The organism is Niallia sp. FSL K6-0212 (genome assembly GCF_038007605.1).
Classification (GTDB): domain Bacteria; phylum Bacillota; class Bacilli; order Bacillales; family Cytobacillaceae; genus Niallia; species Niallia circulans.
This window is the reverse complement of the sequence record NZ_JBBOXL010000001.1, coordinates 72,587-87,512: the sequence shown is the minus strand read 5'-3', so window position 1 is coordinate 87,512 and position 14,926 is coordinate 72,587. Positions and strand designations below refer to the sequence as shown.

The following is a 14,926-nucleotide window of genomic DNA, read 5'->3' as shown; positions in this document are numbered from 1 at the left end:
TCCACTATTTCATTTCTATACGAAGTATTTTTAGTGCCTTATAAAGCTTTGTTTTTACTGTATTTATATTTTCATCTAATACAGAAGCGATTTCTTCGAGCTTTAAATCCTCAAAAAAACGAAGAATCACAATGGTTTTATAAGATGGTGGAAGCTGATTCATTGCTTGTTCTAAATCTAAATTTTTGTAAGTATCGACAGAACTTGAAGCAAGCACTTCTAAACTGTCATCGTCTGCCACATACCACCGTTTCTTTTTTCGCAAAAAATCAAGAGACGTTGTAGCGACAATACGATAAAACCAACTTTTCATCATAGCAGTATCTTTTAATTGATGTTGTTTTCTTAACGCTTTATGAATAGAGTCTTGTACAATATCCAAGGCATCTTCTTGATTCCGTACATAAGAGTATGCAAATCGGTAGAAGCTTTCCTTATGATCCATAATAAATGTAATTAACTCCGTTTCTTTTTTATTTTTGTTTAACATAGAAGAGCTCCTTTATGGAAGAAATACGTAATAACTTAAGTTTTACAAGGAATAGACGTATGGAAAGGGGATTTTGTTTTAAGAAAATCAAATAAATTAAAAAAAGAAGGACTAAATGGAAGGGAGAGAAGAAAATCCTCCAAGCTTTCTAGTGAGACAGGACTTGGAGGAATAAATAATCTATTCTTTTTCTTTTACATGTAGTTTCTTGCTTGGCCAAAAGGCAGCATTTCCTAATAGGGAAGTTATTCCAGGCACTAAAAATGGTCTTACAATAAAGGTATCCAGCACAATTCCGATTGCAGTTATGGTTCCAAAATGGACAAGTACTTGCATTGGTAAAGTCGTAAGTACCATAAAGGTAGCAGCTAAAATGACTCCAGCAGAAGTAATAACACCGCCAGATTCTGCTACACCTTCTTTCACCGCTTGTAAGAGGGGCTTTTCTTTGCGTTTCTTCCATATGCTTGAAATCATGAAGATATTATAATCTTCTCCTAATGCCACAATGAATACAAAAGAGTATAGCGGAATTAATCCTTGAATTGCCTCCACTCCGAATCCGTAATGAAGGATAATCCAGCCCAATCCTAATGCGCTAAAATAGGAAAGCAGAACGGTTGCAATCAAATAGATGGTTGCTGTTATAGAGCGTAAATAAATAAGTAAAAGGATGGCAATCATGGTTAAAATAACAGGAATGACCATTTGCGCATCATCATTTGTTAATTCTCTTGTATCGTATTGCTCTGCAGTAATTCCAGCAATCCAAACATTATCGTTCGCATTTTTGATACCATTCTCCTGAAGCACTTCTTCCAATGTTTCCCGAATTGCTGGTAGTTTATCCATCGCTTCATTTGAATAAGGATTAGTTTGAAGCTCCACTGAATATTTGATTAAATCAGGATTCTTTTTCCCTGCTTCACCCTCTGAAACCTTTGCGATAAAATCTAATTGTTTCAATGACTCCTCGACTTTTACAGCTTCTCCTTCGGTGTTAATAATAACCGATAAGGGAGCAAGTTCCCCTGCATTAAAATGATCTTCAATTAAAGTAAAGCCTTCTCTTGATGGCATATCATCCGGAAATGAGGATAATAAGTCATACGTATACTCTGTTTTAAGAGAAAAAAGAGCAAAAATTCCAAGTAATATTGTCGTGAGAATCGTCACTTTCCATGGATGTTTTGTTACTACTGTACCAATCGCGTTTCCAAGTGATTTTCTTTTTTTCGCTGTTTTTTTCATGCCCTTTTTTGCTAATAATTCTTCTGTTCTAGGAACGAATGGATAAAAAGATAGTCTCCCGATAATAGCTAAAATGGCAGGGACAATACTTAAACTAGCAATCATCATTATGAGTATAGATAAGCTAAATGGAATGGCAAATCGGTGAACTGCCCCATATTGAGCTAATAATAATGCAATGAGGGAGAAAAATACTGTTAAACCACTCATCGCCACGGCTCCGCCAGAACGTTTTAAGGCTTTTTGCATCGCAATTTCCTTTACTGATTCTTGTGTTAGTAACGTACGATATCTACTGATAATGAATAAACAATAGTCTGTACCGGCTCCAAAAAGCAATACGGTCATAATAGCAATGCTTTGAGAATCAAATTCAATCCACCCTAACTCACCTAAGAAGCCAAGTAAAGGACTGATAACTCCATAAGCGATTCCAACTCCGATTAGCGGGATAAATGCTAATACTGGAGAACGATAAATGACAAGCAAACAAATTAAAACTATCATAACTGTGCCAATGAGTAATGATAAGTCACCTTGGCTAAACAGCTCTGTCGCATCAATAGAGATACCTACTGGACCGGTTGTTCTTGCATGTAATTTTGTTTCATCTTTTATTGAGGTGTTAAAAGGATTTTCTCCCCATAAGTTACTAGCAGCTTTTTCTAATTCCTGAACACCTGTCTTGAGTTCACTTGTTGCTAAATTATTTTCAAATAAAAGCGGGAAAACGAATGTTGTTCCATCTTCAGAAATTTGTCGCTTTACTGCCTCAATCGGTAGTTGATGATAGGGAATAATCATTTCTTGATGGATTAGCGGCTTCTCTGTTAGTTGTTTGGTAAGCTCTTGGATTTGTTGTAAATCTTGATTAGATAATCCTGTTGATCGATACCAAGCAATTAATGCCGGCGTTCCTTGTTCATTGGGAAATTCTTCTTTTATTTTTTCCTCTGCCTGCTGTGATAAAGCAGTAGTGGGAATATTTCTAGCTAAATCATTTTTCTGTGAGCTAGCCTGAGGTAAAAACATGCTTACTATTCCGACAAGGAGAAGCCAGGCAATTAAAGTAATCCACTTTCCCTTTTTACTAGTTACTGCAGTAAAATATCGCTGAATATAATGTTTCATTTTTCCACTCCTTAAAGACAACTTATCAATCGATAAGTAAGATGTAAAAAAACTTATCACTTGATAAGTTGAGTATATAATTAATACAGAAAGAAATGAAGTGTTTTTTACAAAATCATTACCTATCTACTAGGCCGAACAAAAATAAATGAACAATTAACTTTGCCTTTCGCTGGATTTCTTTTTTTTGTTGATTAGAAGATAGTTCTTTCATATAAGAAGGCTGCATTGCTGTTTGAATATATTGAAGAAACATCAAGGCAATTTCTTTGCTATTAGTGTCTATTTTATTGTAGGAAATATTTGCATTGTTTTTTTCCTCTTGATCAAATACATGTATAATGGGATTCAAAAATCCTTCCTGCCAGCGAATTCTTAAATGTGTTTGGACATCAGACGGCATTTCATGCTGTAAGTCATGAAACATTTGCATTAAATCCTCTTGATAATTTTCTAAAAAGTAAATAGCAATTTGATAGAGACATTCTTCAAGATTCTCAAATTCTTTCGTAATGTTTAAGAGAGCATGTTCTGTTTGCTTTATAGATGTATTAATTACTTCTTTATAAATATCTTGTTTATTTTTAAAATGATGATATAAAGCTGGCTGTGTAATTCCACAATGTTCTGCAATCATCCTTGTACTAACCTTCCGATATCCTAATTCCATAAATAACTGATAGGAAACACGGATAATGAAATGATAGGTATCATGATTGGTACTTGACTTAACTATTTTTTTATTCACATTGTAAACCCTTTCATTGTTGAATTTATCACATTTAATATTATAGAAAAAATAAAGGGATATTTCAAATTTGAATAAAATGTGAACAAGTTTGTGAAAAGATGAACAATTTTATTTAAATAGGCTTGAAGGTTTTTGCGAGTCGTTATATGATAAGCATGTAAAGAAAAACTAACGAGAATTTGCAAAAAAGCAACAAGAACTGTAAGTTGGTAGGAAAATTAAACTACTATATTAGTAGTTTTTCTTTAAAGAAGAATTTGTGAAAATAATCACAAACAGACTGCTTTTGTAAAGTGGTTTTTTCTTTAAAGTTATATGTGAAAACATTCACATAATTATCATTCTCTATAATTGGAGGGATCTACAATGTCAGTTGTTGAAAAAGAAGTAAAAGGGAAAAATGAACAAGTTGATGTGCAAGCAGTTATTGATGAAATGGCAGCGAAAGGAAAAAAAGCACTAAAGGAGTTTATGTCCTTAAATCAAGAGCAAGTAGATGAAATTGTAAAAGCAATGGCTCTTGCTGGCTTAGATAAGCATATGTATTTAGCTAAACTAGCAGTAGAAGAAACCGGAAGAGGTATTTATGAAGATAAAATAACAAAGAATATATTCTCTACTGAATATATATACCACAATATTAAATATGATCGTACAGTTGGGGTAATAAATGAGGACCAACAAACAGGAATTGTCGAAATCGCTGATCCAGTTGGAGTGATTGCAGGAGTAACACCTGTTACAAATCCTACATCTACTACAATGTTTAAAGCTATTATTGCTATTAAAACACGCAATCCAATTATTTTTGCTTTCCATCCTTCTGCACAAAAATGCAGCAGTGAAGCGGCTCGAATCTTAAGGGATGCAGCTGTAAAAGCAGGAGCACCAGAGAACTGTATTCAATGGGTTGAAAAGCCTTCGATTGAAACAACAAAAGCACTAATGAACCATAACGATATTGCGCTGATTCTTGCAACTGGTGGACCAGGTATGGTTAAATCTGCATACAGCTGTGGCAAACCAGCACTGGGAGTTGGAGCCGGTAATGTACCTTGTTATATTGAAAAAACAGCAAAAGTTAAAAGAGCAGTCACTGATTTAATTCTTTCTAAAACATTCGATAATGGAATGATTTGTGCCTCTGAACAAGCAGTAATCATTGATAAAGAAATCTATGAAGAAGTGAAAAATCTATTAGTTCGTAATAGCTGTTACTTCTTAAATAAAGAGGAATTAGCTAAAGTAGAAAAACTAGTAATTAATGAAAACACATGTGCTGTAAATCCTGATATCGTTGGTAAATCTGCTCATTATATCGCAGGATTGGCAGGAGTAAAAGTTCCGGAAGATACTAAAATACTTCTTGCAGAATTAGAGGGTGTGGGACCAAATTACCCGCTATCAAGAGAAAAATTAAGTCCAGTCCTTGCATGCTATAAAGTAGAATCAACAGAAGAAGGAATCAAACGTGCAGAAGAAATGCTAGAATTTGGCGGTTTAGGACACTCAGCAGTTATTCACTCTGAAGATCCAAAAGTAATCGAAAGCTTTGCGCTAAGAATGAAAGCATGCCGCATTATTAACAACGCACCATCTTCTCAGGGTGCGATCGGTGATATCTACAATGCCTTCATGCCATCTTTAACACTTGGTTGTGGATCTTATGGTAAAAACTCTGTATCTACTAACGTAACAGACATTCATTTATTGAATGTAAAAAAACTAGCAAAAAGGAATGTAAATATGCAATGGTTTAAAGTTCCATCAAAAATCTATTTTGAGAAAAACTCTGTACAGTATTTACAAAAAATGAAGGACATTTCTAGGGTGTTTATCGTAACTGATCCATATATGGTCAAATTTGGATATGTAGATAAATTACTTTATAACTTAAGAAAACGTTCAAATCTAGTGCAAGTAGAAGTATTTTCCGATGTAGAGCCAGATCCATCTATTGAAACAGTTGTTAGAGGAACAGAAATGATGGCTAAATTCCAGCCAGATTGTATTATCGCTCTTGGTGGGGGATCTCCAATGGATGCAGCAAAAGGAATGTGGTTATTCTACGAACATCCAGATGAAGAGTTCTTCGGCTTAAAGCAAAAGTTCTTAGATATCCGTAAAAGAGTATATAAATATCCAGCGTTGGGAGGAAAAGCTAAATTTGTGGCAATTCCAACTACTTCTGGTACTGGTTCTGAAGTAACATCCTTTGCGGTTATTACAGATAAAGAGCAAAATATTAAATATCCTTTAGCAGATTATGAGCTAACACCAGATGTAGCAATCATTGATCCACAATTTGTGATGACAGTTCCACCATCCGTTACAGCAGATACAGGTATGGACGTACTAACACATGCTGTGGAGGCATATGTATCAAATATGGCAAATGACTATACAGATGCATTAGCAGTTAAAGCTGTTCAATTGATCTTTGAATATTTACCAAGAGCATATCGCAATGGAAATGATGAAGAAGCACGTGAAAAAGTGCATAATGCTTCTACGATTGCTGGTATGGCGTTTGCAAATGCGTTCTTAGGAATTAACCATAGCTTGGCACATAAATTAGGAGCCGAATTCCATATCGCACATGGTCGTTCCAATGCAATTTTATTGCCACATGTTATCAGATATAATGCAGAGAAACCAAAAAAATTCATGTCATTCCCTAAATATGAATACTTTAAAGCAGATGAACGTTATGCAGAGCTTGCCAGAATTCTTGGATTGCCAGCAAATACAGTTGAACAAGGTGTAGACAACTTTGTGAAGGCAGTAATTAGACTAGGGAAAGAACTGAATATTCCTATGAGTATTGCTGCCCAAGGCGTAGATGCAAAAGAATTTGAAGCAAAAGTGGATTATTTAGCGGACCGGGCTTTTGAGGATCAATGTACAACAGCTAACCCTAAATTACCATTAGTTACAGAGTTGGCAGATATTTATCGTAAAGCCTATAAAGGGGTTTGAAAAATCCCTGAATAATAAAAAAAATGGTCAAATCTTTGTGATTTGACCATTTTTTTTATTCAATTTGCTAATCCAGTAATCTTCAAAGAGGAAGTCCTGCGTAAATCAATATAGGAATCCTTTAGCCGAATCAATGGTAAATGAGGTTCATTTTGATGAATAAAGATAATTTCTGCCGTTTCATTATTAGATAGTATGACTTTTTTAAAGAGCTGCTTTCTCATAATGAAATTGGTAAATGGAATAACAATAGCAGGATTTAAAGCATTTCCATAGGATTCATTTATTAATTCATCGATAGCTTCAATGTAGGTTTTCTTGTCTTTATACGTATTAGAAGTACACATGCTATTAAATATGTCTGCAACGGAAACGATTTGGATCAAGAAGGGAATATCCTTTTCTGTACGCTGAGAGGGATAGCCTTTGCCATTTATTTTTTCATGATGTAACAGAGCAGTTCGCGATATTAATATATCCAATTGCGGAACTTGAAATAAGATGCCTTTTCCATAGATCGTGTGTTTTTGCATTTCTTTATATTCTGTTTGTGTTAAACGAGCAGATACTTTTAAAATGGATGGATCCAATTTTAACATGCCGATATCATGAAATAATCCCATTTGACTAAGCAGATGGCATTGCTTTTTAGGTAATCCTAAAATTTTCCCAATAATGGCAGAAAGGATTCCAACATTAATACTATGCTGGTAAATATAATCATCTGGTGAGACTTCTTTATGAAGCATTTCTAAAATCGCTAATTCTTGAAGAGAAGAATTAATAGTGTTTTTAAAATCATGCAGAAGTTTCTCCACCGTGCTGTTATCTTGTTCGATGATGCGATGGAAAGTTTCTTTTACCTCATCTAGCAAATTAGTAAATTCCTTATTATCGGAGGAGGCAGAGGTTTCATCTGTAGGTTCAATTACATCAAATGGATTAACCTGATGCTTTGTAAGTAAGTCAATATGCTTCTTCGTTAAGATGGAGTTCTTTTTTAGTAGAAATAAGCCTTCAATAGAGTTTGAATAAACATCCCTTTTTATACGATACCCAACAATATTCATAGTTCCTTTTCCCATATTAATTGTCTCCTTTACATAATGGCTATATATTGCTGCTTCGCATCCCCTTATTAGTAAATATTACCTTAGCTCTATCGTAGATAAAACAGACTTTCTGACTAGTTATCACACTTCTTATTGCCTATTTTAGTAGAATTTACTAGGGATTAAGGCCTTCTGAATATTTTTCCTATTATAATAGCTATATATTTAACAAAAATAGAATAGAAGAAGATGCATAGATACATATAGAGAGGAGCATAAGGATGAAGAATCGATTGAATAAAAATACATTTTCTTTACATAAGCAAAAGAAATATCAACATCATATTAATTTCATTCATAATGAATTGAGGAAGTATCGTACGATTGATATACCAAATCGTACGATAGTCATTAAGAATCAGGATTTGGAAGATTGGATTGTGGAAGAGTTAAGTCATGAAGAAGTAGATGATATTATTGTATTGCTAGAGCATGCTAAGAAAAGAGCATCTTCTGTGAAACCAATCTTTCAAGTGATTGCAACAAGCTTGTTAAAAAATACATAAGGATTCTACTTCTAGAAAAAAGACTTCTTGCTTGTTTCACTATGAGGAGAACTATATAATAGTATATATTTATCGATAAACACTAGAACGGATTTTAAGAAAACAAGTAGAATATCAACAATAGACAGTTGTGGATGCTACTGTTATTGTATTGTGAGAAATAGCCATATAGAAACCTAATGAAGCCTTGTTTCTTGAATTAGGAGGAGAATTAGTTGGAACCTTGTATGCAAAGTTTATATACTTATTTAAATGACCATCTTGTTGATATGCGTAAAGAGTGGCTAAGCAAGATAGAAAATAGTATTTCATCCTTTTATTCAGCCAATAAATCAGCAGAGAATATGGAAGAACTAATTACCGCACATCAAACTCTTTTAGAAAATGTAATAAAGGTTTTTATTGAGGAAGAAGAAGTGTATTCAGCAAATATTTCTGAATGGGCTATTAAAGTTGCAGAAAAGCGGGCGAAAGAATTAGTTCCGATTTTAGAATCTATTGAACAGCTTAACACGGTTAAAGGGATTCTTTTATCATATGTAGAGAAGTTTTCTGCGGAGACTACTGCTCATTTAACAATTCCTACACTCTTTGAATGGATACGATTAATTCATTATGCATTTGATTTATTTGTAAATATTTTTATTGATTCTTATGATAAATATAAATTTCAGCAATTGATGGCACAGCAAGAAACTATATATGAATTAAGCAGCCCAGTTATCCCGATTACGGAGGGAATTGGTGTTCTTCCATTAATCGGAGATATTGATACAAAGAGAGCGCAATTAATTATGGAGAATACACTAAAGGAATGTAACGAGAAACGATTTAATCACTTATTTATTGATTTATCGGGTGTGCCCCTAATTGATACAATGGTTGCGCATCAAATTTTCCAAGTGATTCATGCTTTGCGATTAATTGGTGTCAAAGGTTATCTTTCAGGATTAAGACCAGAGGTGGCACAAACAGCTATTCAACTAGGTGTAGATTTTAGCCAGATACCAATATTTAATAATTTAGCAAGTGCGCTAGGAAAATTTGGATTAACGGTCAATGAAGTGAAATTTGTTAAATAGAGGTGTATATAGATGGGGAAATATCTAGCTGCACTATTTTTCCCGTGCCTATTGGTAATCCTTTTTTCAAAAGCAACCTATTATCCAATTATTGGTTTAGTCTTAACCGTAGCTTTAATAGCTGCTTCGGTTTATAGAGGATATACTGATACATTTTTATTAATTGTTGTTGATGCTTTTTCTATGACTATTGGTTATATGATCAGTAGAAATTGGAAAGAGAGATTAGCAAGTAAGGATACTTAATAGAAGAAATATAAAAAAGAATAGAGAAGAAGAATGACTAAACGATTTTCCGTCGATAAAGAGGATAGGTATTCGTGTAGTCATTTTTTTATAGGGAAATGTTTTTTGTCTTAATTCTAAATTATATTCAAAAATAAATCGAATGTTTGTTCTCTTTTTTGTGGTTTGAAATGGAAGGTTTGTGGTAGAATGATGTTATATTGATTACATAGGTAGGAATTATAAAAAAGAAATGGTAAAAATCGCCTTTTCCATTTTTGTTGTTTTCCTTAATATGACGCTTTTTGTGAAGAATTTAAATCCTTAAAACAACAGAGTTACGAAAATAACTTCTAAATATAATGGAGTATTAACATAAAGCAGCAAAGGAATGGATGAATAAGCAGGCGTGCTTATATAGATCGGAGGATGGTTTAGTGAGTCATGATTTTGAATTAGTTTCAAAGTATACTCCTCAAGGAGATCAGCCAGAAGCAATCAAAAAATTAGTCTCAGGTATACAAGCAGGAGAGAAGATTCAAACCTTGCTGGGGGCAACTGGGACGGGTAAAACGTTCACCATAAGCAATGTGATTAAAGAAGTTAAAAAGCCAACTTTAATTATTGCTCACAATAAAACCTTAGCAGGTCAATTATATAGTGAGTTTAAAGAATTTTTTCCTAATAATGCAGTAGAATATTTTGTTAGCTACTATGATTATTACCAACCAGAGGCTTATGTCCCGCAAACGGATACGTTTATTGAAAAGGATGCAAGCATCAATGATGAAATTGATAAGCTCCGTCACTCAGCAACATCTTCTTTATTTGAAAGAGATGACGTAATAATTATTGCCAGTGTATCTTGTATATATGGATTAGGTTCTCCAGAAGAATATCGAGAAATGGTTGTATCATTAAGAACCGGTATGGAATTGGAAAGAAATCAATTGCTTCGTAAATTAGTGGATATTCAATACGATCGAAATGATATTGATTTTAAACGGGGAACTTTTCGTGTCCGTGGTGATGTAGTCGAAATTTTCCCAGCGTCCCGAGATGAACATTGTATTAGAGTCGAATTTTTTGGAGATGAAATTGATCGGATTCGGGAAGTGGATGCATTAACTGGTGAAATATTAGGAGAACGAAATCATATTGCTATTTTTCCGGCGTCTCACTTCGTAACAAGAGAAGAGAAAATGAAAATAGCAATTGAAAACATTGAAAAAGAATTAGAAGAACGATTAGAGCAATTAAGAGCAGATAATAAATTATTAGAGGCTCAGCGTCTAGAACAACGCTCCCGCTATGATTTAGAAATGATGCGAGAAATGGGATTCTGTTCAGGAATAGAAAATTACTCAAGACATTTAACATTAAGACCTCCTGGATCTACTCCTTATACATTGCTGGATTATTTTCCAAAAGATTTCTTACTTGTGATTGACGAGTCTCATGTTACATTGCCGCAAATTAGAGGAATGTATAATGGTGACCAAGCGCGGAAAAACGTATTAGTAGAGCATGGTTTTCGCCTGCCGTCAGCACTTGATAACCGCCCGTTAACGTTTGGAGAATTTGAGAAGCATATTAATCAAATGATTTGTGTTTCTGCAACACCAGGACCATATGAAATCGAACATACTCCTGTTATGATTGAACAAATAATCCGTCCAACTGGATTGCTTGATCCAACCATTGATGTTCGTCCAATTGAAGGACAGATTGATGATTTAATAGCGGAAATCCATGAGAGAATTAAACGAAATGAACGGGTATTGGTAACAACACTAACGAAAAAAATGTCAGAGGATTTAACAGATTATCTGAAAGAAATAGGGATAAAAGTACAGTATCTACATTCCGAAGTAAAAACATTAGAACGGATTGAAATTATTCGAGAGTTACGTCTTGGGAAATACGATGTATTGGTAGGAATTAACCTATTGCGAGAAGGTTTGGATATTCCTGAAGTCTCACTCGTTACGATTTTGGATGCAGATAAAGAAGGATTCCTTCGTTCAGAGCGGTCCCTTATTCAAACAATCGGACGTGCAGCGAGAAATTCTAATGGTCAAGTCATCATGTACGCTGATAAGATAACCCATTCAATGGAAGTCGCCATCAGTGAAACGAAAAGACGTAGAGAAATTCAAGAAAAATATAATGAAGAACATGGAATTACCCCGCAAACTATTCAAAAAGGAATTAGAGACACAATCCGTGCTACGCAAGCAGCAGAGGAGCCTGAAGAGTATGGAACAACTACAAAACTTGATAAATTAACGAAAAAAGAAAAAGAAGCAATGATTGCACAAATGGAGAATGAAATGAAAGAAGCAGCAAAAGCATTAAACTTCGAAAGAGCTGCAGAACTTCGCGATTTATTGCTTGAATTAAAGGCTGAGGGGTGAGAGAACAATGGCAAAAGATAAACTTATTGTAAAAGGTGCACGTGCAAATAATTTAAAAAATATTGATATAACAATACCGAGAGATCAATTAGTAGTGATAACTGGTTTATCTGGTTCAGGAAAGTCTTCTCTTGCTTTTGATACGATTTATGCAGAAGGACAAAGAAGATATGTAGAATCTTTATCCGCCTATGCGCGGCAGTTTTTAGGACAAATGGATAAGCCTGATGTTGATTCAATAGAAGGCTTATCTCCCGCTATTTCCATTGATCAGAAAACGACAAGTCGAAATCCCCGCTCCACTGTGGGGACTGTAACCGAAATTTATGATTATTTGAGATTATTATTTGCGAGGGTAGGAAGACCAACTTGTCCAGAGCATGGTATTGAAATTTCTTCTCAGACAATAGAACAGATGGTAGACCGTATTCTCGAATATCCTGAGAGAACTAGACTGCAAGTACTTGCGCCAGTTGTATCAGGGCGCAAGGGTACACATGTGAAAGTACTTGAAGATGTAAAAAAACAAGGGTACGTTCGTTTGCGCATCGATGGAGAAATGTTTGAAATTGGTGATGATATTTCTCTAGAGAAAAATAAGAAACATAATATTGAAGTAGTTATCGATCGACTTGTTGTCAAAGAGGGAATAACTGCTCGTCTGGCAGATTCATTGGAATCAGCCTTACAATTTGGGAATGGAAAAGTCATTATTGATGTGATGGGACAAGAGGAATTACTGTTTAGTGAACATCACGCTTGTCCAATTTGCGGTTTCTCTATTAGTGAATTAGAACCAAGGTTATTTTCTTTTAATAGTCCATTTGGAGCTTGTCCAGATTGTGATGGCCTCGGAAATAAACTAGTTGTAGACGTAGATTTAGTTATTCCTGATTGGAATTTAACTTTAAAGGAAAATGCGATAGCTCCATGGGAATCTATTAGTTCTCAATACTATCCGCAGCTTCTTGAAAGTGTATGTAATCATTATGGGATTGACATGAATATACCTGTAAAGAACATTCCGAAGAATCTAATGGATAAAATCCTTTATGGATCTGGAAAGGAATATATCCATTTCCGTTATGAAAATGACTTTGGCCAAGTGAGAGAAAATGATATCCAATTTGAAGGCGTTATTAAAAACGTGGAAAGAAGATATAAAGAAACTAGTTCTGACTACATCCGTGAGCAAATGCAAAAATACATGGCGGAACAGCCTTGTCGCACATGTAAAGGATATCGCCTAAAGAAAGAGGCTTTGGCTGTTTTAATTAACGGACAGCATATCGGTAAAATAACTGAAAAATCAGTGGTGGAATGCTATGAATTTATGGAGAAGGTTGATTTAACAGATAAAGAAAAACAAATTGCTAACTTAATTCTTCGAGAAATAAAAGAAAGAGTTGGATTTTTGATCAATGTTGGATTAGATTATCTAACACTAAGTAGAGCTGCAGGAACTTTATCTGGTGGAGAAGCACAAAGAATACGTTTAGCAACACAAATTGGTTCAAGGCTTACGGGTGTACTTTATATTTTGGATGAGCCTTCTATTGGGCTTCACCAAAGAGATAATGATAAATTAATCGATACACTAAGACAGATGCGTGACATAGGGAATACATTGATTGTTGTAGAACATGATGAAGACACTATGATGGCTGCTGACTATTTAATAGATGTAGGACCAGGTGCGGGTGTCCATGGTGGCGAAATTATTTCTGTTGGAACACCAAAAGAAGTAATGAATGATCCGCAATCGATAACTGGTCAGTACTTATCTGGAAAGAAATTCATTCCACTTCCATTAGAGAGAAAACAAAGTGATGGCAGATTTATTGAAATTACCGGGGCAAAAGAAAATAATTTAAAGAATGTAAATGTAAAAATACCGCTCGGAATGTTTATTGCTGTGACAGGGGTTTCTGGTTCAGGAAAAAGTACTTTAATTAATGAAATTCTTCATAAAGGCTTGGCTCAAAAGCTAAATCGTGCGAAGGCAAAGCCAGGTGCCCATAAGGAAATTAAGGGAATTGAACAATTGGAAAAAGTCATTGATATTGACCAATCTCCAATTGGCCGAACACCAAGATCGAATCCGGCAACCTATACTGGAGTGTTTGATGATATACGTGATGTTTTTGCGACAACCAATGAAGCAAAGGTACGCGGTTATAAAAAAGGACGCTTTAGTTTTAATGTCAAAGGTGGAAGATGCGAAGCCTGCCGTGGAGACGGAATCATAAAAATTGAAATGCATTTCCTTCCAGACGTTTATGTTCCTTGTGAAGTTTGTCATGGCAAACGATACAATAGGGAAACATTAGAAGTGAAATATAAAGGGAAAAATATTTCCGATGTATTGGAAATGACAGTAGAAGATGGCGTATCCTTTTTTGAAAATATACCGAAAATTCATCGTAAATTGCAAACAATTGTGGACGTTGGTTTAGGATATATTAAACTCGGACAACCAGCGACTACTTTATCAGGCGGAGAGGCACAAAGGGTAAAACTAGCATCAGAACTACACCGCCGATCTACGGGTAAGTCCTTTTATATTTTGGATGAGCCGACAACAGGCTTACATGTTGATGATATTTCAAGACTATTGATTGTTCTTCAGCGACTAGTCGAAAATGGAGATACAGTACTAGTTATTGAACATAATCTCGATGTCATTAAGACAGCAGATTATATTATCGACTTAGGACCAGAAGGCGGAGATAAAGGTGGCACAATATTAGGAACAGGGACTCCTGAGGATATTGCCAATCTAAAAGGGTCTTATACAGGGAAATATTTAAAGCCAATCCTAGAGAGAGAACGGCAAAGAATGAAGGATAGTATCATAGAAGCTGAAAAGATCGCTACAACTTAAATCAAGAGACGAGGAAAGTAGAAAAGCTGAATTAATTATTCAATTCGGCTATCTGCTAAGCCTCGTCTCTTTTTTTCTTACTTACGCAGAAGTTCTTC

The 14,926-nt window shown here is 34.8% G+C and carries 10 protein-coding genes; 6 read left to right on the top strand and 4 right to left on the bottom strand.

What is annotated here, in order from left to right; all coding sequences use genetic code 11:
* Positions 1-4: 4 nt before the first annotated feature.
* The 3 genes from MHH96_RS00410 to MHH96_RS00400 form a co-directional block, all read right to left on the bottom strand.
* On the bottom strand, positions 5-490 hold the full coding sequence (locus MHH96_RS00410; protein ID WP_047943753.1) for an RNA polymerase sigma factor: 486 nt from the start codon (positions 488-490) through the stop codon (positions 5-7).
* Positions 491-670: 180 nt separating this feature from the next.
* The gene (locus tag MHH96_RS00405) at positions 671-2,872 is read right to left on the bottom strand and encodes an MMPL family transporter (protein ID WP_341116299.1); all 2,202 of its coding nucleotides are present in this window, start codon (positions 2,870-2,872) and stop codon (positions 671-673) included.
* 118 nt (positions 2,873-2,990) lie between these two features.
* Positions 2,991-3,620, bottom strand: coding sequence for a TetR/AcrR family transcriptional regulator (locus MHH96_RS00400; protein ID WP_095322098.1), 630 nt, complete (start codon positions 3,618-3,620; stop codon positions 2,991-2,993).
* A gap of 369 nt (positions 3,621-3,989) precedes the next feature.
* Between MHH96_RS00400 and adhE the strand changes: the two genes are divergently transcribed.
* Positions 3,990-6,602: a bifunctional acetaldehyde-CoA/alcohol dehydrogenase gene (adhE, locus tag MHH96_RS00395; protein WP_047943756.1), complete on the top strand. Its 2,613-nt coding sequence runs from the start codon at positions 3,990-3,992 to the stop codon at positions 6,600-6,602.
* Between the two features lie 59 nt (positions 6,603-6,661).
* On the opposite strand, the gene MHH96_RS00390 is transcribed toward adhE, so the two are convergent.
* On the bottom strand, positions 6,662-7,687 hold the full coding sequence (locus MHH96_RS00390) for an HD-GYP domain-containing protein (protein ID WP_095258573.1): 1,026 nt from the start codon (positions 7,685-7,687) through the stop codon (positions 6,662-6,664).
* A 248-nt stretch (positions 7,688-7,935) separates the two neighbouring features.
* Here MHH96_RS00390 and MHH96_RS00385 point away from each other — a divergent pair, with 248 nt between their 5' ends.
* The 5 genes from MHH96_RS00385 to uvrA all read left to right on the top strand — a co-directional run bounded on the left by MHH96_RS00385 (position 7,936) and on the right by uvrA (position 14,828).
* Positions 7,936-8,220, top strand: a complete 285-nt coding sequence (locus MHH96_RS00385) for a hypothetical protein (protein WP_235850097.1) — start codon at positions 7,936-7,938, stop codon at positions 8,218-8,220.
* Between the two features lie 215 nt (positions 8,221-8,435).
* The gene (locus tag MHH96_RS00380) at positions 8,436-9,302 is read left to right on the top strand and encodes an STAS domain-containing protein (RefSeq protein WP_095258574.1); all 867 of its coding nucleotides are present in this window, start codon (positions 8,436-8,438) and stop codon (positions 9,300-9,302) included.
* 12 nt (positions 9,303-9,314) lie between these two features.
* Positions 9,315-9,548 (top strand): CsbA family protein, encoded by a 234-nt coding sequence (locus MHH96_RS00375; RefSeq protein ID WP_047943757.1) that lies wholly within the window; start codon positions 9,315-9,317, stop codon positions 9,546-9,548.
* 416 nt (positions 9,549-9,964) lie between these two features.
* Complete coding sequence (gene uvrB / locus MHH96_RS00370; protein WP_095258576.1) at positions 9,965-11,944, top strand: excinuclease ABC subunit UvrB; 1,980 nt, start codon at positions 9,965-9,967, stop codon at positions 11,942-11,944.
* 7 nt (positions 11,945-11,951) lie between these two features.
* Complete coding sequence (gene uvrA, locus MHH96_RS00365) at positions 11,952-14,828, top strand: excinuclease ABC subunit UvrA (RefSeq protein ID WP_047943759.1); 2,877 nt, start codon at positions 11,952-11,954, stop codon at positions 14,826-14,828.
* The last annotated feature ends 98 nt before the right edge of the window (positions 14,829-14,926 follow it).

What these genes read in the sequence shown, in the direction of transcription:
- MHH96_RS00410 (WP_047943753.1), bottom strand. Translation starts at nt 490, where the DNA reads ATGTTAAACAAAAATAAAAAAGAAACGGAGTTAATTACATTTATTATG.
- MHH96_RS00405 (WP_341116299.1), bottom strand. Translation starts at nt 2,872, where the DNA reads ATGAAACATTATATTCAGCGATATTTTACTGCAGTAACTAGTAAAAAG.
- adhE (WP_047943756.1), top strand. Translation starts at nt 3,990, where the DNA reads ATGTCAGTTGTTGAAAAAGAAGTAAAAGGGAAAAATGAACAAGTTGAT.
- MHH96_RS00390 (WP_095258573.1), bottom strand. Translation starts at nt 7,687, where the DNA reads ATGGGAAAAGGAACTATGAATATTGTTGGGTATCGTATAAAAAGGGAT.
- MHH96_RS00385 (WP_235850097.1), top strand. Translation starts at nt 7,936, where the DNA reads ATGAAGAATCGATTGAATAAAAATACATTTTCTTTACATAAGCAAAAG.
- MHH96_RS00375 (WP_047943757.1), top strand. Translation starts at nt 9,315, where the DNA reads ATGGGGAAATATCTAGCTGCACTATTTTTCCCGTGCCTATTGGTAATC.
- uvrA (WP_047943759.1), top strand. Translation starts at nt 11,952, where the DNA reads ATGGCAAAAGATAAACTTATTGTAAAAGGTGCACGTGCAAATAATTTA.